General features: G+C 39.6%; 16 protein-coding genes. 13 read left to right on the forward strand and 3 right to left on the reverse strand.

The annotated features are described in order from the left end of the window. Window positions 1–33: 33 nt before the first annotated feature. Both R2S57_RS01135 and R2S57_RS01140 read left to right on the forward strand, forming a co-directional pair. On the forward strand, window positions 34–912 hold the full coding sequence (locus R2S57_RS01135; RefSeq protein WP_316843281.1) for an alpha/beta hydrolase: 879 nt from the start codon (window positions 34–36) through the stop codon (window positions 910–912). Window positions 913–1,307: 395 nt separating this feature from the next. Then, window positions 1,308–1,946: a DUF6266 family protein gene (locus R2S57_RS01140; protein WP_316843282.1), complete on the forward strand. Its 639-nt coding sequence runs from the start codon at window positions 1,308–1,310 to the stop codon at window positions 1,944–1,946. 64 nt (window positions 1,947–2,010) lie between these two features. Here the strand turns inward: R2S57_RS01140 and R2S57_RS01145 are convergent, their stop codons facing one another. Both R2S57_RS01145 and R2S57_RS01150 read right to left on the reverse strand, forming a co-directional pair. Continuing rightward, a complete protein-coding gene (locus tag R2S57_RS01145) occupies window positions 2,011–3,120 on the reverse strand; it encodes a glycoside hydrolase family 18 protein (RefSeq protein WP_316843283.1) in 1,110 nt (369 codons plus the stop codon). A gap of 10 nt (window positions 3,121–3,130) precedes the next feature. Then, the gene (locus R2S57_RS01150; RefSeq protein WP_316843284.1) at window positions 3,131–4,000 is read right to left on the reverse strand and encodes a transglutaminase-like domain-containing protein; all 870 of its coding nucleotides are present in this window, start codon (window positions 3,998–4,000) and stop codon (window positions 3,131–3,133) included. Window positions 4,001–4,044: 44 nt separating this feature from the next. Between R2S57_RS01150 and R2S57_RS01155 the strand changes: the two genes are divergently transcribed. From R2S57_RS01155 to R2S57_RS01185, 7 genes are all read left to right on the forward strand, one after another. Next, window positions 4,045–4,827 (forward strand): class I SAM-dependent methyltransferase, encoded by a 783-nt coding sequence (locus tag R2S57_RS01155; protein WP_316843285.1) that lies wholly within the window; start codon window positions 4,045–4,047, stop codon window positions 4,825–4,827. A 4-nt stretch (window positions 4,828–4,831) separates the two neighbouring features. Next, window positions 4,832–5,503, forward strand: coding sequence for a DUF1345 domain-containing protein (locus R2S57_RS01160; protein WP_316843286.1), 672 nt, complete (start codon window positions 4,832–4,834; stop codon window positions 5,501–5,503). Between the two features lie 890 nt (window positions 5,504–6,393). After that, window positions 6,394–6,762 (forward strand): BlaI/MecI/CopY family transcriptional regulator, encoded by a 369-nt coding sequence (locus R2S57_RS01165; RefSeq protein WP_316843287.1) that lies wholly within the window; start codon window positions 6,394–6,396, stop codon window positions 6,760–6,762. After that, window positions 6,759–8,318: an N-acetylmuramoyl-L-alanine amidase gene (locus tag R2S57_RS01170; protein WP_316843288.1), complete on the forward strand. Its 1,560-nt coding sequence runs from the start codon at window positions 6,759–6,761 to the stop codon at window positions 8,316–8,318. The genes R2S57_RS01165 and R2S57_RS01170 overlap by 4 nt, the downstream gene beginning before the upstream one ends. A 12-nt stretch (window positions 8,319–8,330) precedes the next feature. Beyond that, complete coding sequence (locus R2S57_RS01175; protein WP_316843289.1) at window positions 8,331–9,722, forward strand: M56 family metallopeptidase; 1,392 nt, start codon at window positions 8,331–8,333, stop codon at window positions 9,720–9,722. A gap of 16 nt (window positions 9,723–9,738) precedes the next feature. Continuing rightward, complete coding sequence (locus R2S57_RS01180) at window positions 9,739–12,012, forward strand: M56 family metallopeptidase (RefSeq protein ID WP_316843290.1); 2,274 nt, start codon at window positions 9,739–9,741, stop codon at window positions 12,010–12,012. Between the two features lie 5 nt (window positions 12,013–12,017). Then, window positions 12,018–14,396 (forward strand): outer membrane beta-barrel family protein, encoded by a 2,379-nt coding sequence (locus tag R2S57_RS01185; protein ID WP_316843291.1) that lies wholly within the window; start codon window positions 12,018–12,020, stop codon window positions 14,394–14,396. Window positions 14,397–15,107: 711 nt separating this feature from the next. On the opposite strand, the gene R2S57_RS01190 is transcribed toward R2S57_RS01185, so the two are convergent. Next, a complete protein-coding gene (locus tag R2S57_RS01190) occupies window positions 15,108–16,238 on the reverse strand; it encodes a BamA/TamA family outer membrane protein (protein ID WP_316843292.1) in 1,131 nt (376 codons plus the stop codon). 548 nt (window positions 16,239–16,786) lie between these two features. On the opposite strand from R2S57_RS01190, the gene R2S57_RS01195 reads away from it, so the two are divergent. The 4 genes from R2S57_RS01195 to nrfD all read left to right on the forward strand — a co-directional run bounded on the left by R2S57_RS01195 (window position 16,787) and on the right by nrfD (window position 23,901). Continuing rightward, complete coding sequence (locus R2S57_RS01195; RefSeq protein ID WP_055903284.1) at window positions 16,787–17,767, forward strand: deoxyhypusine synthase family protein; 981 nt, start codon at window positions 16,787–16,789, stop codon at window positions 17,765–17,767. Between the two features lie 255 nt (window positions 17,768–18,022). After that, window positions 18,023–19,318: a c-type cytochrome gene (locus R2S57_RS01200; RefSeq protein ID WP_316843293.1), complete on the forward strand. Its 1,296-nt coding sequence runs from the start codon at window positions 18,023–18,025 to the stop codon at window positions 19,316–19,318. A gap of 48 nt (window positions 19,319–19,366) precedes the next feature. Next, the gene (locus R2S57_RS01205; protein ID WP_316843294.1) at window positions 19,367–22,402 is read left to right on the forward strand and encodes a TAT-variant-translocated molybdopterin oxidoreductase; all 3,036 of its coding nucleotides are present in this window, start codon (window positions 19,367–19,369) and stop codon (window positions 22,400–22,402) included. A gap of 26 nt (window positions 22,403–22,428) precedes the next feature. Beyond that, on the forward strand, window positions 22,429–23,901 hold the full coding sequence (gene nrfD, locus R2S57_RS01210) for an NrfD/PsrC family molybdoenzyme membrane anchor subunit (RefSeq protein WP_316843295.1): 1,473 nt from the start codon (window positions 22,429–22,431) through the stop codon (window positions 23,899–23,901). Window positions 23,902–23,903: the final 2 nt, after the last annotated feature.

Here is a 23,903-nt window from a genome sequence, read left to right on the forward strand (position 1 = left end):
GTAAAGTCATCCATCATTATAATCCTGTTGCTTATGGGAATCAATTACACCCATGCACAAGAAATTGTGCCCCTATATATTGGCGAAATTCCAGGTGCTAAAGTTACACCTGCCGATTATGTAGAAAATACTGAAGTCCGTTCCAATGGAACCCTGAGTGTGACCAAAGTATCGGTGCCTACCTTTACAGTTTTCGAAGCGCCAAAAGATATCGCCACAGGTACAGCGGTAATCATTTGTCCGGGAGGTGGCTATGCCGCCTTAGCATTTAGTCATGAAGGAACGGATGTTGCCAAAAGGTTCAATGCCATTGGGGTTACGGCTTTCGTTTTAAAATACCGTTTGCCAAGTGATCAGATTATGGTGGATAAAACCTACGGGCCATTACAGGATGCACAACAGGCCATCTATCTGATCAGAAAGAACGCGAAAAAATATGGCATCAAAGCCAATAAAATCGGGATTATGGGTTTTTCGGCCGGTGGCCACTTTGCATCAACCCTCGTTACCCATTATAACGATCTTAAAATCGCTGATCCCGAAAAGATAGATTTAAAACCGAATTTCGCCGCATTAATTTACCCGGTAATCAGTTTCGAAGAATCAGTGCATACCGGTACCATGAAAAATTTATTGGGGCCAAATCCCCCCGATAGCCTAAAACATTATTTCTCGGCCAATAAAAACGTAACCAAAAAAACACCACCAACTTTTTTTGTACATGCTAAAGACGACAAAACCGTTCCTTACGAAAACAGTGTTTTAATGAACGATGCGCTAAAGCAGCACAAAGTAGATACCGATATTTACCTTTATGAGCAAGGCGGTCATGGTTTTGGTTTGATTAATAGTACTTCCGATGTAGATTGGTTTAACCTGCTGGCTGACTGGCTGAAGAAAGAGAAATTTTAATAGCTACGGTGGTGACTGGTTTTTACGCACAAAACGTATTGGTTGAAACAGTTACTTAGCATGTTAAATATAGCTTAGCCCATACCTGTAACCAGTATTAAGCTTTCAAAAATGATTAATCCCCGATCGCACGAAACGCGGTTGGGGATTTTTGTTTCCTGGCGCAAGGTTTCTGCATTACTCATTTCATAAAACAGATTAAAGGCTTAGACGGAGATTAGTCGGACATCGTTCGGACATCAGACGGAGATATGACAATTGCACCCGAACAAAATCCGTACAAGATCTGTATTTAATACTTTGTAACTGTTGTATTAGTTTAGGTTTATGCTTATATTAGTTTTAGTAAAAACATATTGTCCCTGATGTTTTTTGAGCATTAAATTTTTAAAAACATGGCAATATTAAATGATGGTATTAATGGTGGCTTTCGGGGTAAAGTTGGCAGTGTGGCTGGTTATTATTCAAACGGCAAATGGGTAATCAGATCTTTACCCAAAAAAAACAAACAGAGAAGTAAGGCTAGTGCAAATCAAGAACCATATAGACGCGGATTTACCGCTGTACAACATTTTTTAAGGCCATTACTGCCCGTTATTAGGGTAGGTTTCGGCATCGCCGCACGTTCTAAAAATATGTCGGCACATAATGCGGCAAAATCCTATCTCATGTTAAACGCGCTCAATGAAGATCAGCAACTTGATTATGCGAAGGTTTTATTAACTTATGGAGATCTTGCCGGAGCTGTACACGCCACTGTTAACAGCGACGATACCGGTCTGCATTTTACCTGGGCGAATAACGAAGAAGATTTAAACGCAGTTTACAACGATCAGGTGATGTTGGCCGTATATCATGAGGCGGATGGTTTTGCGCATTTTACACTCAGCGGCGCCCGACGGCAAGCTGGCTACGAACTAATGGAACTTCCTAAAAACAAACAGTTAAAGCCATACCATGCCTGGATCTCTTTTATTTCCGACGATCGGAAGCGTATAGCGATGAGTACTTATGTGGGTGTAATCAATCACTAAGCGCTGTAAAATGGCGAAAATGGAGTAAGGATTAGTGTAGTCTGTTGACCTTGGTTTAATAAGCTTAAATTCCTTTTATCGTTTTGTCAATCACATCCAATAGCCCATCGGTATAGGCATCATCTGTTAATTCCCAAAACATGATACCATTTAATTTCTGATCGATCACATATTGGGTTTTTAACGAAATAGATTTGGGGTCATCAAAAGTAGCGAGGTATTTGCTTTGTGGGTTATAATAATATGGAGCCTTGGCTACATCATCCCAGTAATAACTGTATCCGTTTTCGGTAGAGAACTGTTTTTTAAAGTTTTTGAAGGAAGTGCCGCTGATAAATTTGGTCGGTTGGTATAAACCCTGGTTGGCATCAGTGGTATTTCCGAAAACGCGGGCATAAAATGCAGCACCCAGCGCTATTTTATCTGCAGGTACACCCAAACCGATTAAAGCTTTAACCGCATAATCGCAAGATAATTCTTGCTGCGGGGTGCCATATAATGGCGAGTGGTGACCACTGGTGGTGGCATAACCGCTCACCAGATCATAACTCATTACATTTACCCGGTTTACCAAAGGCATCACTTTGTCCCATTCGAAACAAGAATCGATACAGTTTTTGGTGCCACCAGCCGCAAAACTGATTTCTGCTTTTTTGCCCAGCTTTTTACGGAGTTCTTTAATCAATAAAGTGAAATTATGTTTGTCGTCAACGGTGTAGCGATGTCCGGGGAAGCCCACTACCGCAGGGTATTCCCAATCCATATCGATACCATCCGCATGGAAAAAATCGAGTATTGCTTTGGTGGTTTTGGCAAATGTTTTCCGGCCCTCTGCCCGGCTAAATACCTCAGAACAGTCTTTGCAGCCACTCCAGCCGCCCATGGCAATCATCACCTTTAAATCGGGGTTGCGTTTTTTCAGATCCACCATCTTGGTGATCAATGCAGAATCTTTGGCCGATCTGATATTTAAACTGTCGCCCTTTAGGTGTCCAAAACTATAAATCAGGTGACTCAGTTTTTCGATCGGGAAGCTATCGATCACCGAATTTTGCCCGCTATAATAGGCAATAACATTAGGTTTTACCGTTTTTTGGGCTTTTAACTGCATGCTGAAAAATAGTATCAACACGGCAACAAGGTAGAATGGAACAGGGCGGAGGTTGTTATACACGGGATGGAGTTTAAGGCTTGTTTTCTGCAAGGATATCCTGCAGTTCGTTTAGTTCGGCAACTTTTTCTGTAGCTCCGGCGTTTTCATAAGCAGAAATCAGGTTTCTGATTACACGGCGGATAATGTCGGTATTGCTGCAAGGTCGGTAGTATTCGGGCAAAGCTTCTAAATTAAGCTGGCGCAGAAATTGGTCAACATCATGTTTGCCAAAGATATTGCCCCGGTTAAAAGCATTGATGTAGAAAAGTACCCCATACTCAGTTCCTTCCTGTTTACTATCGTCTATATAACCGAGAATAAAGTGCTGCGGTAAATTGATCCCATAAACAGGAAGATCTAACTTTTGCGCGAGGGTAGAATAGATAATGGCCAGCGAAATCTGGTTGCCCTTTTTACTATCTAAAACCTGGTTGAGGTAAGAGTTTTGTGGATCGTGGTGGTTTTTGGTGTTGCCACCAAAGCCGTATTGCTGATATAAAACGTGATTGATCAGTTTCACTTTTTCTACTGAGCTCATTTCATACTGAAGGCCAAGCCAGATATCTCTCTTGATCTCTTCAATCTGGTTGATTACTTTCTGTTCGTCTAAATCGGGATATTGATAACGGTTGATAATTAATGCACCCTGCAATAAATCGAAGGCGCCACTTAAATACCATAAATTTAAATCTTCCTTAACCGTTTTAAACTGAATCTGGTGAACAATACTCTCAATACGTTCCTGTAACAGGCCATCGAAAGACTGTTCCCAGGCATTTTCTAAAAAATGGACAACCTCACCGCCATATTCAAGCAGTTTTTTCTCTACATGTTGGTACACTTCCTGATCCGGATCGTCCAATAATTTTACTAAAGCACTTATCTCTGCGTTATTTTCCATAAAACATACATACGTTTGCGGTGTTTAATTACTTTTGCAATATTATGTTATTTCAATTTATTACCGATTACCTTAAACACCGTTTAACAGCAAAAAGCCGACATGGAACGCATTCGCCATTCGTGTACAAGCTAGCTGATGAGGTAATTTACGATTTTACCGACAAATCTGAATACAAAAACATAGAAGAACAGCGAAAAAAACTTTTTAATGACGATTCTATAATCACCGTTACAGACCTTGGAGCGGGTTCTCATCTCAATAAAAACCGTACAAAGAAGGTCAGTCAGATTGCCAAAAATGCATTAAAAAGTCCGCGCCTGGCCCAGCTGATTTACCGTTTGGCGAAACATACGCAACCTAAAAGTGCGATCGAATTGGGTACCTGCCTTGGTATTACCACCGCTTATCTGGCTAAAACAGATCCTGAAGCAGAAATTATTACCATAGAAGGCTGTCCGCAAACAGCCGAAGTGGCGAGGAAGAACTTTGAGGAACTGGATTTGAATAATATTGAACTTCATGTAGGCAATTTCGACCTCATTTTGCCAGATATTATTGCCAAACAGCCCAGTTTGGATTTCGTTTATATTGATGGCAACCACCGTAAAGACGCTACCCTGAATTATTTTAAATGGTGCCTGCCAAAAGTTAATGAAGACACCTTATTAATTTTTGACGATATTTATTGGAGCGAAGGCATGAAAGAAGCCTGGGCCGAAATTAAAAACCATCCCGATGTTACCGTAACGGTAGATCTGTTTTGGATCGGTTTGGTTTATTTTAAAAAAGGACAGGCAAAAGAACACTTCAAGCTTAAATTCTAAAATAATGGAAGTAGAACCGAAATTAGAAGGTATACAGAAACGATCAGCATTATTTATCCTGTTGATCAGCCTGTTTTCGGGGATTGCAGTTTATTTAGTTTCACTTTTTATCGAAATGAGTGTGCTCACGCACATCATGTTGGGATGGGATGTATTCTGTTTAATCCTGATTACCCTCCATTGGTATATGTTTTTCCATACTTCTGCTGCCGAAACACACCTCAAAGCTAAAATGCAGGATGAAACCCGTGGCGAAATTTTTGCCATTGTAGTGGTTTCCACTTTTGCTGGTTTGCTGGCTGTAATTTTGTTGCTGATTAATAAAGATATCGAACCTTTAGATTTAGTAGTGGCCATTGCGGGGATGTTTTTATCCTGGTTTTTGGTGCATACTACGTTTAGCATGCGTTATGCACATCTTTATTATGGCGATAATAAAAAAAGCGATAAGGATAAAAAAGGTTCAGGACTGGAATTCCCCGGTGATGATGAACCAGATTTTATCGATTTTGCCTATTTCTCCTTTGTGCTCGGCATGACCTTCCAGGTTTCTGATGTAGAAATTTCAGACCGGAAGATCAGAAGACTTTCCCTTTTGCACAGTTTAATTGCCTTTATCTTTAATACCGTAATTGTGGCATTAACCATCAATGCGTTGGCGGGTTTAAGTAAATAACAAATCGTCATCTGATGTTGGTCTGGATTTTCAATCCGGACCTGAATAATATTTTACAAGATTACAAATCCCGACTAACAACGAATAAATTGGATGCCAGTTTTTTTTGGAAATTAGCATGTCAACTCTTTTGGCGGTTTCCAGTCCCGCTCCCGCTTCTGCCGATGAAGAATCGGCATTTCGCTTCGATCGGGTTTAGAAACAGCGGATAAATGCATTTGGCTCCAATCTATTGTTGGTCTGGATTTCAATCCGGACCTGAATAATATTTTACAAGGATTACAAATTCTTAGCTCTGGAGTCGGTTAATCACCAAACGTTCCTAGGGAACGAAACGCCAATTGTGCAATTGGCTACCCATGAGTCGTCCCTCTGGGACGGTCTGTGGGTAAATCGTCCCAGAGGGACGCTTCATGGGTAGAAAAAAAAGTCGTTTTTTTCGTTCCATAGGAACGTTTCGTGTTTTATGGGCCAATGGTAACAAGCTCTTGTTCAATAAAACCCATGAGTCTTCCCTCTGGGACGGTCTGTGGGTAAATCGTCCCAGAGGGACGCTTCCTAGGTAGAAAAAAAAGTCGTTTTTTTCGTTCCATAGGAACGTTTCGTGTTTTACGGACCAATGGTAACAAGCTCTTGTTCAATAAACCCCCGCCTGTACGGGCAGGTGACAGCAGCGGTAGCCCTGTCCTGATTTTTCATCGGGATCATGAGGGCTAAAGCGAATGGCAGGACTATTTTAGCCAAGGGTTACAGTCCTTTCGTTTCCAAATAAAAAATCAACACTGATTTTATTTAATTGTAAATCAGCGTTTTAATATTTTAAACTGATTTTTCAGTAATATAACTTGTTTTATAGTTGTAAAACTGAAAAGTAAGTTATAGATTTGGGTATGGAAGAATTAACCAAAGCAGAAGAACGCATTATGCAGGTTTTATGGAAACTGCAAAAGGCATTTGTGAAAGATATTATCGACGAGCTGGAAGAAGAACCTAAACCACCTTACAATACCATCTCCTCCATTGTGAGGCTTTTAGAAAAAAAAGGTTATGTGAACTATAAAGCCTATGGGAAAACCTACGAGTATTTTCCGGCCATTACCAAAGATGAATATGCCAAAACAACTTTCTCCAAACTGTTTTCTGGCTATTTTGATAATTCTCCAACCAGCCTTTTATCGTTCATGGTAAAAGAAGAAAAACTAAGTGAAAAGGATATAGAAGAAATTAAAAAGATCATTAATCAAGATGCAACACCATGATTTTAATCTATTTGTTAAAGGTTTCGGCCTGCACGCTGATCTTCTTTGCGGCTTATCAGTTGCTACTGGCTAAACTCACGTTTTTCAACCTAAACCGTGCTTATTTATTGCTGATGTTGGTGCTGAGTTTCAGTATTCCGGCCGTAACCATCGAAAATCGGTACGAGGTTGTCGTCGCAGCTCAAGAAATTCCATCGAAAATAGTTTATAGTAATGATGGCGTTATAGAACAGGATGGTTTGGAAGGAGGCAATGTGGTAAATAATACCATTCATTGGAATGAAGTATTCATGTATGGCTATTGTTTGATTTTAGCCGCCCTTGTTATCAGGATGCTTCTGATGATGGCGAATATCCGGATGCAACTGCGTAAACATACCATAAATCAGGATGGGGCTGTGATTCTGGTGGATGGAAAATCGACGATTAAAAACTGTTCTTTTTTTAACCGGATTATTATTGACTCCTCTTTGGAGCGAGCAAAAAGACAGCTGGTGATCAAACACGAATCGGTACACGTAAAGCAGTTGCATGCCTTCGACAAACTTTTGGTGAATCTGATCACCGCAATTCTTTGGTTTAACCCGGTGATCTATTTCTGGCGGAATGCCATCGATCATAACCACGAGTTTCTGGCCGATCGCGAAACAGCTAAAGTTGCCGATAAAAAGGAATATGCTTCTTTGCTTTTAAACCTGGCTATGCCAGCTCAAAATTTAGTCGTTAACAGTTTTAGTAAACTCCCACTAAAAAATAGAATCATGATGTTGTACAAAGAACCCAATGTAAAGTTGCAAAAACTTGCCTATTTAGCTATAATTCCTGTTTTGTTGATCTGCTGTATGGCTTTTGTAAACCGAGAAGAAATTATTGTGGCGAAAAAAGCTCCTGTAAATCAGGCTTCTGCCGATGCGCCTAAAAAGCCAAATGTATATGCCATGAATTACTTAAACGGTAATATTAATGTTAATCCAAATGCTAGGCCAGCTTTTAAAGAAGTAGAACCTACATTGATTATTGATGCCGGCCATGGCGGAAAGGACGGTGCTATAAGTGCTTTAGACGGACAAAAAGAAAAGGACCTGAACTTAAGGGCTGTAAATATTTTGAAAATAGAGGCCGCGAAAAGGGGGATAAAAGTAATATTAACACGAAATACAGATGAATACATCTCACTGAGAGACCGTTTGCCAAAACAGGAGGCTACCGCATTTATATCCATCCACCATAATGCAACACTTGCCAATGCAGCTGCACCATTCGGGGGCATTGAAGTATATGTATCTAAACTGAACGGAAATATTAGAAGTGCTGAAGACCTTGGCGCGGGAATTTTAGGTCAATTGAAACAGTTAAAGGGGCTTGAGGTAAAAGATTCGTTGAAAGATGCAAACCTGTTATTGCTCCGTGAATCTAAAATACCTGCTGTTTTAATTGAGCTTGGAAACATCTCGAACCGTAAAACGCTCGATTATATCAATCAGGAAAAAAATATCCGCAGGATCAGCAACCTGATTTTAGATGGATTTGTCGCTTTTTCTAAACGTGGTTGCTAAATAATTACAATTATGGAATGGTTAACCTATCTGCTCAAAGTTACTGCCTGTACGGTATTGTTCCTCGGATTTTATCTGCTGGTTTTAAGAAAACTGACCTTCTTTAAAATCAACCGCTTTTACTTGCTGGCTGCGCTGTTGCTGAGTTTTGTTATCCCCGTTTTACAGATTTCGATAACACAGGAAACAATTGCCATTCCGTCGGTACAGGCAAAAGAAACAGGTAATCCTATGCCACAGGTTTTAAACCTACAGCAACACCGTGCTTTGACAGAGGTGAGTGCAACAGTTATTCAATGGCAGGATGTTTTATGGTATGGTTACCTATTTATTGTTGTTGTTTTGACCAGCTTTGCGCTGTCTAAACTATACCACATCGTAAAATATTTAGATAGGGCTGATAAAATCTGGAATGGATTGAAAATCATTTATAAAACAGATGGTTTTACCAACTGCTCATTTTTCAATTATATTTTTATTAACCGGAGCGACTTTTCTGATGAAGAGGAGCAGATCATCGTCGCGCATGAGGCGGGGCATGCCTCACAATACCATTCGTTTGATAAAATTCTTTTGCTTTTTCTTAAAGCAATATTGTGGTTCAATCCGGTCGTGTATCTTTTTGAGAAAGCATTAGAAGAGCAGCATGAGTATGAGGTTGATGAATATGTTGCGAATCAACTGCCTGTTCAGGCTTATGCAAATATGCTATTGAATATGGCGGTTAAGGCGGGTAAACAGGAAAAACTCTTGGTAAACAGTTTCGCTAAAAACCCTATAAAAGCAAGAATTAAAATGTTGTTCAATCATAAATCCAACAAAATGAAAAAGATTATTTATTTAACTATTGTTCCTGTTTTAGCAGTGTTGCTGTGGAGTTTCTCTTTTAAATATGAAATACCTGTACAGGTTACAGCGAAAGCAGATAAGTTACTTTTGGTAGAAGATGCGAATATTGGTAAAAACCCAATAGAAGTTATTAATGGGAAGGAATATGCTTCAAGTATGAGTCCCAAAAGTGTAAAATCATCAGGCCTTTCTAAGGATAAGGTAACACTAAGTGCCGTACCAAACAAAATCGAATATGCAAACCAACAAGAGATCGAAAATGTCAGAAAACAAAAAGGACTGTTGGATGATGACATTTTTGTAAGGCAAGCCAAGAAAGATAATAACGGAAAATCCTATGAGCTTATTAGAATAAAACTGACTACTTGCTCTGGAAGCGTTGATATTCCTGTTGGTGGAAAAATTTTGTTTATCGTGGACAGTAAGAAATACAATGAGGATGAATTTAAAAAACTAGATGTGGAGAAAATAAGAAAATATAAAAGTTTGTCTATAAATAATGGTGAAGAAGTGATGAAAGAGCACTATGATGCTGTTATTCGACTAAATAATTGATCATTATAACCTTCGTATGGAACTATTAAGCTACTTATTAAAAGTGACCGCTTGTACGGTGCTGTTCTTCGGGTTTTATCTGCTGGTTTTAAGAAAGCTGACCTTCTTTAAAATCAACCGCTTTTACTTGCTGGCTACACTGTTGCTGAGTTTTATGATCCCAGCTTTGCAGTTTGACGTGAAACGCGAGCTGCCCCTGTTGGAAACAGAGCTTGAGGGTATGCCCGATTTAAAACCGGTTAACCCTGCGCCCGTGCAACTTATTCAGCCCATTGTGGTTGAATACCAGTCAGAGGTAACAGCTAAAACCGATTGGATTGGCTTAATACCTTATGCTTATGGCGGTATCGCTTTGCTTTTATTGTTCACATGCCTTTGGCGCTTGTTCGTTTTGCTTAAACATACAGGGAGTTACACCAAAAATGGTAACGGTTTGAAGCTGATCGATAAAGCAAAAGGTTTTACCAACTGTTCCTTTTTTAACTATGTTTTCATAAACGGAAATGCTTTAAGCAGTACAGATCTGGCGGTTTTGCTCAAACATGAAGAAGTACATGCGAAGCAATACCATTCTATCGATAAAATACTGCTGATGATTGCTAAAGCTGTTTTATGGTTTAACCCGATTGTTTACCTGTACGATAAAGCTTTAGAACAGGTGCATGAATACGAAGCTGATGAAATTACTTCAGCCAGCTTTGGTCATCAGGCTTATGCCAATCTCTTATTACAGCTGGCGATCAGCAAAAGTGATATGCCACTGATCCACAATTTTGTGAAGAGCCCGATTAAAGACCGGATTAAAATGTTGTTCCACGCTAAATCTAAGAACATGAAAAAATTAACGTACCTATTGGCCATCCCTGTTGTGCTAGGACTGGTTTGGCTATTTGCTGTTCAGGTGGTGTATGCGCAAGCCCAAAATGCTGGTAAAACCGAAGATCAATCTTCAGGGGCTTCAATGAATAAACCGATTAAGGGTAAGGTGCTTAAAATGAAGAAGCTGATCACGGGAAACGGCTTCGAACTATTCTCAGATGGGAAAACTTATTCGGTTGATGCAAACGGCTTTAAAGAAAAGGTTAAAGTTGGTGATGAGCTTATTGCTTACGTATCAGGCAACATGATCAGTTTTAAAAAGACGGATAAAGATGGTAAGGTAATCGAAAGTTCTGACGGACCTATCTATATTCCAACAAAAGTTACCACAGCCAATGGTACATTAATTTATGAGCGGAAAATAGAAAATTATGCCTTTTTGTATGAAGCCAATAAAGCGCGTTCTGCTTCCTCTAAAATTAAATCTATACAAAAAGATGTGAATGGTAAGATTGAAAAGATCGTTCTGAATGATGGTCTTTTTACCATCAACTTAAACCTTGCCGCTCAAAATATAAGAAACAGCGACTTTAAAGTGGGTGATCGGGTATTGGTAAAGTTTATTGGCGAAAAATTGGTATCGAAGAGTACGTATACTACCGATAAATTGATTGTATTGTATTCTGAACCTAAAAAATACCTGATCAAAAATGAAGCGCTTTATAACCGGTTTTATTTTAACGATGGGAAACAGAAAGTGGCTGCGGTAAAAAATGAACCAGTAAAGGTTTCCGGACCGGTAGAACCTAAAATTATCTCCTTTTCTAAGTTAACTGGCGATGTACAGCATAAAATTTCTTATATGGAAAATGCTGTTATTGATATTAGTAACAACAGACTAGAAGCTATGTATGTCGAGTTGGATAAACTTAATGGTAAAATGATTGCAAAAAATGCATCTCTTAAAGATCTAAAAGAAAATATTACATTAAAATCAAGCTTAATTATATTTGACCTAAAAAAAGGTGGTTATAATTTTAATGTTGGCAAGGGTTTAACCCAAACAAATAATGGTATTGAAAAATTGATTAATTCCATTGCTCATGATGATATTGCCGACAATCCGAGTAGTAGCATTAAACGCTCAAATAAACATGATGCTGAACTTCAGAAAATAAGAGATTCTTTATCAAAAGCAGACAATAAGGTAAAAGCAGATGTAGCTTATAGCGCCCGGGATTCTGTAAAGATGAGCAGTGACAAATCAATCGTTACACTTTATGGGAAAGTAAAATTAGACTATAAAAATTTTACCATATCAGCCGATGAAGCTACCTACAACAAGAACACGGAAAAAATAACGGCTAAAAACCTGAGCTTTCGTAATAAAGTAACCGGAATAACGATGGCTGGTTCTTATGGTGAGTTCGATATTAATGGTAAAGCCGAAGTTTGGCAGGGCAATAAATAGTTTGGATGATAAGAACATTAAGCTTTCTTGTTTTATTTTTTATCATCATCAATTGCAACGCTCAATTCAAACTTTCGGGGAAGGTAACCGATCAGGGGTATAAAACTTTGCCATCTGTTACCGTTAAATTATCTGGCCCTCAAAATCGAATAAATTATACGCAAACAGATAGCTTGGGGAATTACCATTTCAACAATTTACAGGCTGGAAAATATACCCTTACTTATTCCATACTCAATTATAAAGCGGAGAACAAGCTGTTGAGCTTAACTGCCGATACCATAATCAATATTGAGCTGCAGGGGAGTCTAAATAACCTCGCAGATGTGCAGATCCATGCTAGAAAAGTTCTAATCGAGAAAAAGATCGATCGTACGGTTTTTAATGTAGAGAACAGTATTGCTGCTATCGGAACAGATGCATTGGAACTGCTGTCGAAAGTGCCTGGTGTGCGGGTGCTGAACGATCAGGTTTCGTTGGTGGGCAAAGGTGGCGTTAATGTGATGATCAACGATAAATTGGTGCCTTTATCAGCAGATGAGCTGTCGAACTATTTAAAATCGATCTCGTCGGATAATATTGCCAAGATTGAAGTGATTACCAATCCGCCGGCAAAATACGATGCACAGGGAAATAATGGCCTCATCAATATCGTACTCAAAAAAGTTGTTGCCGAAGGATTTAAAGGCTCCCTGAACACTTCTTTTACACAGGCCAGCCATCCAACAGCAGCTGCAGGCGGAAATTTAAGTTACCGGAAAAATAAGCTAACACTTTCTTCAAACTTTAACATCCGGAAAGGATCGCTTGTGCTCTTTGAACAAAGTGATGTTTTTTATCCCAACCAAACCTGGAATATTGTAAATAAGGATAGGAATTTTAGAACGGTACCCAGCGGACAGATCGGAATGGATTATCAGGTCTCGCCAAAAACGATCTTGGGTTTGTCGTACAAAGGTGGACTGACTAATTTTCATTCGGAAGAAAATATTAAGACCACTGTTTATAACAAAACAGGAAACTTAGATTCGGTACTGAATTCGGATGCCCATGCCAAAATCAGGTCCCATTATCATTCGGCCAATATTTATCTAAAACAAACTTTAGATACCAGTGGGAAACAGTTGACGGTTAACGGCGATTGGTTTAAATATGGAGATGATAAAGACCGGTTTTTTAACAATACCAGTTATTTTCAAAATGGAATGGTGATCCCCAATTCTTTTGCCGAATATCTCTCTACAAGCAAACAAAATATAGATTTATATACCTTAAAAGCTGATGTAGATCTGCCCTATAAAACCTTTAAGTTATCTTTTGGCACAAAGCTGAGTTTTATCCATAACCAGAGTGATCTTGCTTTTTACAATGTACACAATACGGTTTACGAATTAGACCCAGCGCAAAGCAATCTTTTTAATTACCAGGAAAATACACAGGCCCTCTTCGTTAATTATAATAAAAGTTTGAAACGCTGGGATTTTCAGGCCGGACTGCGGGGAGAGTACACACAGATGAATGGCGTATCGGTTAACGAACAAAACCGGAGCGAATATTTCAGGCTTTTTCCTACGCTTTACCTCAGTTACCGTGCAAATGGTAAAAGTACTTTTGCTTTAAATTATGGCCGTCGGATCAACCGACCTGCTTACCGCAAATTAAATCCTTTCCGATGGTACAGTAACCAATATGCTTATACCGAAGGAAATCCTTTTTTACAGCCATCGTATAACGATAACATCGAGATCTCGCACATCTTAAATAATATCTTCACCACTACGTTATCTTTTAATCATACTACAAACGGCTTTAATGATGTTAATTTTATTGATGTAAATAACAATATCCAGGCGGCTAAGCCTGTAAACTTTATTACAGGATACCATTATCAGTTCAGCAATGCCGTTACGCTTACTGTTTTGAAATGGTGGGAGAGTATCAATCAGGCTGATGTTTATTATACCGTATCCCATTCGGGCATCACGCAAACTCAAAGTAACCTGAACGGATTTGGGGCTTATTTTTCTACCTTAAATCAGTTTGTTTTTAACCCCTCGAAAACCATTTTAGGTGAGGCCAGTTTTTGGTATCAATTCCCCTCGGTTGATGGGTTAAACCTAAATAAAAATCAATACAACCTCGATCTGGGCATCAAAACGCTATTGCATAATAAAAAAATGCAACTGGCCCTTACCGCTACCGATGTTTTAAAAACAAACCGATATCGGTTTAATAGTTTGGTAAACAATATCAGGCAAGAATATAATAACTATTACGATAGCCAACAGCTGCGGATTACTTTCCGCTATAATTTTGGCAATGAAAAAATTAAACAACAAGATAGGAAGCCTGGAAATGAAGAAGAGCGGAAGCGAAACAATTAAATGATGGAAGATGTAATATGGATGATGGAAGAGGGGTTACCTGTTAATATATCAGATGATTTTGTGTTCTGTGCTAATACATTCTAAATTTAAAAGAAATGGGAGTAGATGAAGGATTAAAAATCCTTAGTTCAGAGGACGGGATTGCAAATCCCGTCCAGCGGATGATGATGGAAGATGTGATATGGAGGATGGAATAGGGGTTACCTGTTCATATATCAAATGGTTTAGGTGAAAAGGTGCGGATAATTTCTAAATTTAGCGGAAATGGAATTAGATAAAAGGATTACAAATCCTTAGTTCAGAAGACGGGATTGCAAATCCCGACCAGCGGAATGATGTAAGATGTGATATGGATGATGGAAGTATATAATACGTTTCTGAATTTATCTGATCGTCCTGCTGAACTTGTTTCAGCATCTATTTTATCAAGGAGATTCTTCACTGCGTTCAGAATGACAAACCTAATAGGAAATTCGTAAGGGATGCTTTGTGTTTCTTCGATAATGATTATTTGTAATGATCTGTGGCTAATGTCTTTCGATTCCATCGGATGCCTATCGGATCAAGATGACACATTGAAGGGGTGATATATTAAGGTGTTTTCCGTGCTTTCTGTGTTTCCGTGGCAATAATTTGATCTGAATGAATCTGTGGGAAAGATTATTCACTGCGTTCAGAATGACAAACTAAAGATGCCTTTTCCACCCCCTAAAACGCTTCGGCTAAACTGATGTAAAACCCTGCCTGGCGTTTTTCATTTGGTAATTTTTCGCCTATTCCATAATCCAGGCGAACACTTAAACCTTTGGCCGGATCAAAAAAGTAGCGCCCACCAACACCAAAGTTCGGTTTTAAACCATCGCCATTAAACTGGCCGTTGCCAAATACTTTACCCGTACCTGCAAAAGCCACAATGCCAAAACGGTTCATAAAACGGTAACGGAGTTCGGCCTGTGCAGCCATTAGGTTTTCATCGCGGTAGCGGCCACTGTAGTAACCACGCATCATCTGGTCGTTGCCCAATTGCTGTAAGAGGTAAAATGGTGTATTGTTACTCTGTATGGTGTAAAAAATGCCCTGCACGCCTAAAACCACTTTTGGTGCCAAACTAAAGAAACCACGAAGATCAAGCTTAATCTGCGATCCGTTAAAACTTTCGCCACCAAAAAAATCAGGTGCGTATTGATAGGTTGCCCTGCCAAAGAAACCTTTTGTTGGGTAATTATTGCTATTTCGGGTATCATAACTTTGCGATGCCCCGATCCAGGCTACAGAGCCACCGTCTTTATCTAAAATGCCTGGGTTGGTGGTAAAAATACCTCCAGCTTCCTTGTCGATAAAGTGGTAATTTTCAAAACCTAGTGATACGCCAGTATAAGCTTTTGGTAAAGTATTCATTTCGGCATCGAAAAGTGTTTTAAACACTTTTTGGTCTAATTTGTCTTCATCTGTTTTTTTAGCGTCGTTACCAATACCATAAAAATTAAAAGGCTGGTTTTTAAAACGGATATCGCCAATAAAATGATATTTGTTCCCTTTGGTCCAGGCATCACCTTTGAGCATAAAATTTGCGGTCTTTTTTGTAGAGTAGGTGGTATTCAAAGCGAAATTGGAACTGCGGTTCAGCGTATCCTTACGGTCTATATAAAATGAGTAAATGGCACCAACACCAAATTCGAAACCTGTTTCCTGGCTATAGCCAAAAGCAGGCAAGGGTAAAAAACTGGCTTTACGGGTAGTATCCTTTTCGTTTGAGAGCATTTTTTTGATCAGTTTCATCTGTGCAAACGAACTTCCTGAAATGAGCGCGAGTAAAATAATCAGATAATATTTTTTCATTACAGCAAAGAAAAGGAAATTTAGTTATAGTTCATTTGTTCAATAGTCATTTGTTCATTGGTCAATGGTTCATTAGTTCAATAGTCATTCGTTCATTGGTGCCTGCCAACTGCCAATTGCAAACTGTTTTGTTGGTTAATTGGTTAATTGTTTAAATCGGTTAACTGGCTCTAGATGCCAAACTCCCAACTCGGATGTTCATTAGTTCAATAGTCATTCGTTCATTGGTGCCTGCCAATTGCAAACTGTCAACTGTATAAGGTTTTGGAAAGCAGGGACAGCGAGGTACGAGCCGCGGACTTGTAGCAGAAAGCCGGACTGACATTAAAAAGAGCGATGGCATTGCTTTCCAAAAAAAGATCCTTCGACTACGCTCAGGATGACAATTGCGTGATAAATCAACCTTATGATTTTAGTCGACTTTGCACTAGAGACTATGGACTTCGGAATAATTTTACGCTAAACGCCCGGTCCCAGGCGCTAAACGCTTTTACGTTTTCACCTTTCGGCCTAAATACCTATTTTTGCCGCAAACAATACAAAACGAAATGAGCAATACTAGAGGACCAATATCTCAGTTTATGGAGCGTAATTACCTCCATTTTAATGCTGCGGCAATGATGGATGCGGCTAAAGGATACGAAACGCATTTAGATGAAGGTGGTAAAATGATGATCACACTTGCTGGTGCAATGAGTACTGCAGAATTGGGAATTTCACTTGCAGAGATGATCCGCCAGGATAAAGTGGCTATTATTTCTTGTACCGGTGCCAACCTGGAGGAAGATATTATGAACCTGGTTGCGCACTCACATTATAAACGCGTTCCAAATTACCGCGATTTAAGTCCGCAGGATGAGTGGGACCTTTTAGAAAACCATTACAACCGCGTTACCGATACCTGTATCCCTGAAGAAGAGGCTTTCCGCCGTTTGCAAAAACACATCCAAAAAATCTGGATGGATGCTGAAGCAGCCGGTGAGCGTTACTTCCCGCATGAGTTTATGTACAAAATGCTGTTGAGCGGCGATTTAGAGCAATACTATGAGATAGATCCTAAAAACTCATGGATGCTTGCTGCGGCTGAGAAGAATTTGCCAATCGTGGTTCCGGGATGGGAAGATTCTACCATGGGTAATATCTTCGCGTCGTATGTAATGAAAAAAGAACTTACCGCAACTACTGTAAAAGGTGGAATTGAATATATGGGCTGGTTGGCCGATTGGTATATTGCAAACAGTGGTGGTAAAGGAATCGGTTTCTTCCAGATTGGTGGAGGTATTGCCGGCGATTTTCCGATCTGTGTAGTGCCGATGTTGTATCAGGATATGGAAATGGAGAACATTCCTTTCTGGAGTTATTTCTGCCAAATCTCAGATTCGACCACTTCTTACGGTTCGTATTCTGGTGCGGTACCAAACGAAAAGATTACCTGGGGTAAACTGGATATCAATACACCCAAATTTATCGTAGAAAGTGATGCAACAATCGTTGCGCCGCTAATGTTTGCCTGGATATTAAAACAATAATCGTAACATTTTAATAAACCAAATTGGTTTCTGGTATGCCCATTTGAGATTTCGTATCAAAAATGGGCATTTTTATGGCCTGAGTGGCTTGAAACGACATTTGTTTAGAATGATTATAAATTGTATTTCCAGTCACTATTATGTCATGGGATTTATTAATAAGTTATACTTTTGTTCAAGTTTTGATGGGGCTACCTGGGCTCAAGCATCAATTTCACAACAAAAAGTAAATTAAATAAGTATAAAGTGTTCATTATGAGAGATATCTCGATGATTTTAAAAAGCGTTTGGAAGTCGTTATTCGTATTTTCAGCAATTTCCGTAATAGCGGTTTCTACCGTAAATGCGCAGGATGCTAAAGAAGGAAGGACGCTTTTCAAAGCAAAATGTTCTTCGTGCCATGCGTTAGATCACAAAGTTATTGGTCCGGCATTAGAAGGAGTAAGCGATCGTCACCCTGAAGCGTTCCTATTGAAATGGATTCCGAACAACGCAGCAATGATTGCTGCCGGAGATCCTGCAGCTGTTAAGTTATTTAACGATAACGGTAAAGTAGCAATGACTACCTTCCCTGAGTTAGATGATGCGAAAGTAAAAGATATCTTAGCTTACATTAAAGAAGGTGAGCCTAAAGCAACTCCTGCAGAAGGTGGAGCTGTTGCCGCAAAAGATGAGTCTACTTCAGGTTTATCAATTGCAGGTATCGTAGCTATCGTTGTATTGGCGGTTGTGATCTTGGTGATCTTAGGTCGTGCTTCTAAGTTGTTAGAGCGTTTGATCCTGCAGAAACAAGGTATCGAGATTGAAGAAGAAGTGCCATTAAAAGTTGGTGTGCGCAAGATGTTCAAAAACAAGAAATTTGTGATGTTCTTTATCTTGTGTTTAATCATTGCTTTAGGCTCCTGGGGTTGGATGGGCATGTGGAATACTGGTGTTCATACCGGTTATCAACCCGTACAGCCGATTAAATTCTCGCACGAGTTGCACGCTGGTATCAATCAGATTGATTGTCAGTATTGCCACAACGGAGCATTTAAATCTAAAAACGCCACTATTCCATCATTAAATGTTTGTATGAACTGCCATAAAGCTGTTCAGGCAAGAGATAAATATGATGGTGAGATTTCTCCGGAGATCAAAAAAATCTATAGTGCTTTAGGTTACGATCCTGAAACGCAGAAATACGACGAAAGTAAATCAAAACCAATGGAGTGGGTACGTGTACACAATCTTCCTGATTTTGCTTACTTCAACCACTCTCAACACGTAGTTGTTGCAGAAGATGCCATTCGTAAAGCAAAAGGATTACAACCAAATGAGCCTGTATGTTTCGCTTGTCACGGTCCGGTTAATACCATGGAAGAAATTTATCAATATTCTCCGTTAACCATGAAATGGTGTATTAACTGCCATAAAGAAACAGATATTTCTGGTCAGAAAAACAATGCTTTCTACGCTAAGGTTATCGAAGCGCACGAGAAAATTAAAAAAGGCGAGAAAATCACACCAGCGTTATTGGGTGGTTTAGAGTGTGGTAAATGCCACTATTAATAGATTAGAGTTTAGTAAGAACGTTCGATAAACAGTAATATAGCTTAAATGGAAAGCAATAAAAAATACTGGAAAGGCTTAGAGGAGTATAACAATACACCCGATTTTGTTAAGAATAACAAAAACGAATTCGCCGAGCCACTTCCAATAGAAGATGTTTTAAATGAAGCAGGGTTAAGTACCGTTACCCCACGCCGCGACTTTTTAAAGGCGTTAGGTTTTGGTTTAGGTGCCGTTACATTAGCTGCCTGCCAAAGTACACCGTTAAAAAAATCTATCCCTTATTTGGTAAAACCTGAAGAAGTTACTCCAGGTATTCCTAACTATTATACATCTAGCTTTAACGGCCAGAGTATTTTGGTTAAAACAAGGGAAGGTCGCCCAATTAAAATTGAACCAAACCCAAATGCGGGTCAGTTTAACTGCGGTACCGATGCCAGAGCGCAAGCTTCAGTTTTAGATTTATATGATGTATCTAAACTAAAAGCGCCTGCTATGGTAAAAGGCGGACAAGCGGAAGAAACCACCTGGGCAAAAATCGACAGCTTTGTAAAAGGCGAGTTGGCAAAAGCACAGGCCGGTGGAAAGAAAATCCGTATTGTTGCATCAACAGTAAACAGCCCGTCGACTAATGCCGTTATTGCACAGTTTGTGACCAAATATCCTGCTGCTAAACTGGTTCAGTATGATGCGGTTTCTTATACTGGTATTATCCAGGCCAATCAAAACAGTTTCGGTAAAGCCGTTTTACCAAAATACAACTTTGATAAGGCTGATTTAATTGTAAGTTTCAGTGCCGATTTCTTAGGTACCTGGATTAGTGGTGAGGAATTTACTTCTCAATATACTGCTAACCGTAACTACAAATCGTTAGAAAATAAAAAAATGAGCCGCCACATTCAGTTCGAAAGTGGAATGAGCTTAACAGGTACCAATGCCGATACCCGTGTTCCGGTTAAATTATCGGAAGAAGGACCTGCATTAATTGCTTTATACAATGCAATTACCGGTGGTGCTTTACCTGGTGGAACATTGGGTAACAACACCACTGCCGATAAAGTAATTAAACTGGTAGCTAAAGAATTATTGCAAGCTAAAGGTAAAGGCCTTGTAGTTTGTGGTTCGAACGATGTTTCTACTCAGATTTTGGTGAATGCCATTAACGCCGCTATCGGAAGTTATGGTACTACCATCGATTTAGATAATCCTTGCTATTTATATGCTGGTAACGATGCCGAATTTAACGGTTTAGTTGCTGAAATGAGCCGTGGCGAAGTTGGTGCTGTTTTATTCTTAAACAGTAATCCGGTTTACGATGCTGCAAATGCAAAAGCATTTACGGATGCATTGGCTAAGGTTCCTGCAAAAATTTCATTCTCTGATCGTGCTGATGAAACTGCAACACTTTGTGATGCCATTGCCATTAACCATAACTATTTAGAATCGTGGGGTGATGCAAATGCATACGAAGGATATTATTCTATCGTTCAGCCAACCATCAACCCTGTTTTCAATAGCCGTCAGGCTGAAGAGAGTTTATTAACATGGGCTGATGCTCCGGTTAAAGACTACTATCAGTTTGTACGCAGCAACTGGGAAGCTAAAATGTTACCAGCTGTAGGTTTGAAATGGGAAGAAGTGTTGGATAAAGGTGTAGTTACTGCAACAGCTAAAACGGCTGGCGCATATAGCTTTACCTTATCTTTAGGTGCTGTGGCTACTTCAATTGCAAACAGCAGCAAAGCACTAACAAAAGATGTAGAATTACAGGTTTACGAAAACATCCCGATGCGTGATGGTAAAAATGCAAACAATGCATTCTTACAGGAGTTACCTGATCCGGTTTCGAAAGTAACCTGGGATAACTTTGTTGCTCTTGCACCTAAATACGCTGAGAAATTAAAAGTTAAAGAATTCGATGTTGTTACGGTTAAAGGTAGCAACGGATATTCAGTAGATCTTCCGGTATTGATCCAGCCAGGACAAGCACAAGGAACTGCATCTATCGCATTGGGTTATGGCCGTACCAAAGTTGGTAAAGCCGGTAACGATGTGGGTAAAAATGCCTTCCCTTTTGTTTCTTTTGCAAATGGAACTTTCCAATATGCCACTACAGTAACGATTACCCCAACAGGTGCTACTTACGAATTGGCACAAACACAAACTCACCACTCTTTCGAAGGCCGTAACGTAATCCGTGAAGCTACTTTTAAAGAATACCTTAAAGATCCAGCTGCTGGAACGGGTAAAGGTGAAGGACATAAAGATTACGATCTTTGGGATCAATACGAAAAACCAGGTAACAACTGGGTAATGGCAATCGATTTGAATGCTTGTACAGGTTGTGGTTCTTGTATTGTTGCCTGTAACGTAGAAAATAACATTCCTGTTGTAGGTCGTGATGAGGTTCGCCGTCGTCGTGAGATGCACTGGATCCGTATCGATCGTTACTATAGCTATGAAACACCAACAGGTGATGTAACCAGAGAAAAAGAAATTGCTAAGTTAGAAGATTTAGATCACGTTTCTGTGGTTCACCAGCCAATGTTGTGCCAACACTGTGATCACGCACCTTGCGAAACGGTTTGTCCGGTATTGGCAACTGTTCACTCAAGTGATGGTTTAAACCACATGGCTTATAACCGTTGCGTAGGTACACGTTACTGTGCAAATAACTGTCCGTACAAAGTACGTCGTTTCAACTGGTTCAACTACTGGAACGATTCACGTTTCGATAACTATTTAAATAACGAGTTTACCCAATTGGTTTTAAACCCTGATGTAACTACACGTTCGAGAGGGGTAATGGAAAAATGCTCAATGTGTATCCAACGTATACAAGGTGGCAAATTACAGGCTAAAATGGAGAAACGCCCATTGAAAGATGGCGATATTAAAATGGCTTGTCAGGAAGCTTGTTCAGCAAATGCAATTGTATTTGGTGATGCAAACGATCCAAATTCAGAGGTTTCAAAAGCATTACGTTCTGAGCGTATCTACTACGTATTAGAAGAAATCAATGTGAAACCGGGTATCGGATACATGACAAAAATTAGAAATACAGATACAACAGTACAAGCGTAAGCTTTAGTATAAAGAAAATACAAATTATGTCAGGACATAACGAATCAATACTTAGAGAACCATTAATTACCGGAGATAACATCACGTATGCAAAAATTACGGATGATATTTTAGGCCCGGTAGAGAACAAGCCGAATAAGGCTTGGTGGATTGGTTTCACCTTTGCTTCATTAGGTGCTTTACTTTGGGTGGTAGCGGTAAGCTATACCTTCTGGAACGGTATCGGATCATGGGGATTAAATAAAACAGTAGGTTGGGCATGGGATATCACCGGTTTCGTATGGTGGGTAGGTATCGGTCACGCTGGAACACTAATTTCAGCAGTACTTTTACTTTTCCGTCAGAACTGGCGTAACTCGATCAACCGTTCTGCAGAGGCCATGACGATCTTTGCGGTAATTTGTGCGGCAACTTATGTTGTATCGCACATGGGCCGTCCTTGGTTAGCCTATTGGGTTTTACCTTTACCGAATCAGTTCGGATCAATCTGGGTAAACTTTAACTCACCATTGGTATGGGATATGTTTGCAATCTCGACTTATTTCTCTGTATCATTATTATTCTGGTACACAGGTTTATTACCAGATATTGCAACCATCCGCGACCGTGCAGTAGGTACACGCAGAAAAATCTATTCTATCTTCTCTTTCGGGTGGAGTGGAAGTGTTAAAACATGGCAACGTTTCGAAGCGGTGTCGTTAATCTTAGCAGGTATTTCTACACCACTGGTACTTTCGGTACACACAATTGTATCCATGGACTTTGCAACATCGGTAATCCCGGGATGGCACACCACCATCTTCCCTCCATACTTCGTGGCAGGGGCGATCTTCTCAGGTTTTGCGATGGTATTAACCTTATTATTGGTTGCACGTAAAGTATTGGGTTTAGAAAACTACATCACCATGTTCCACATCGAGTCGATGAATAAAATCATCATCTTAACCGGATCAATCGTAGGTGTGGCTTATTTAACTGAGTTCTTCATCGCCTGGTATTCGGGTTCAGAATACGAGCAGTATGCATTTATCAACAGATCAACCGGTCCTTACTGGTGGGCATATTGGATGATGATGACCTGTAACGTAATCTCACCACAGTTATTATGGTTCAAAAAAATCCGTTTAAGCATCCGTGCTACCTGGATCTTATCAATCGTAGTAAACGTGGGTATGTGGTTCGAGCGTTTCGTAATTATCGTTACTTCATTACACCGTGATTATATTCCATCAAGTTGGGCAATGTTTTATCCAACATGGGTTGATGTGAGTGTATTCGTAGGTTCAATCGGTTTGTTCTTTACTTTATTCTTATTGTTCTTAAGGGTATTGCCATCAATCGCTATCGCAGAGGTTAAATTATTATTAAAAACTGCAAGTGAGCAAGCGAAAATGAAACAGATTAAAGAAGGACATGAGAATAAAGAATACGTTGCTGAATACGTAGAGTCTTTAGAGAAATTTGATAGTGTTAAACAAGAAGATTACGCAAAAATATAACA

It is taken from the genome of Pedobacter psychrodurus (assembly GCF_032678585.1).
In the GTDB taxonomy this organism is placed as follows: domain Bacteria; phylum Bacteroidota; class Bacteroidia; order Sphingobacteriales; family Sphingobacteriaceae; genus Pedobacter; species Pedobacter psychrodurus_A.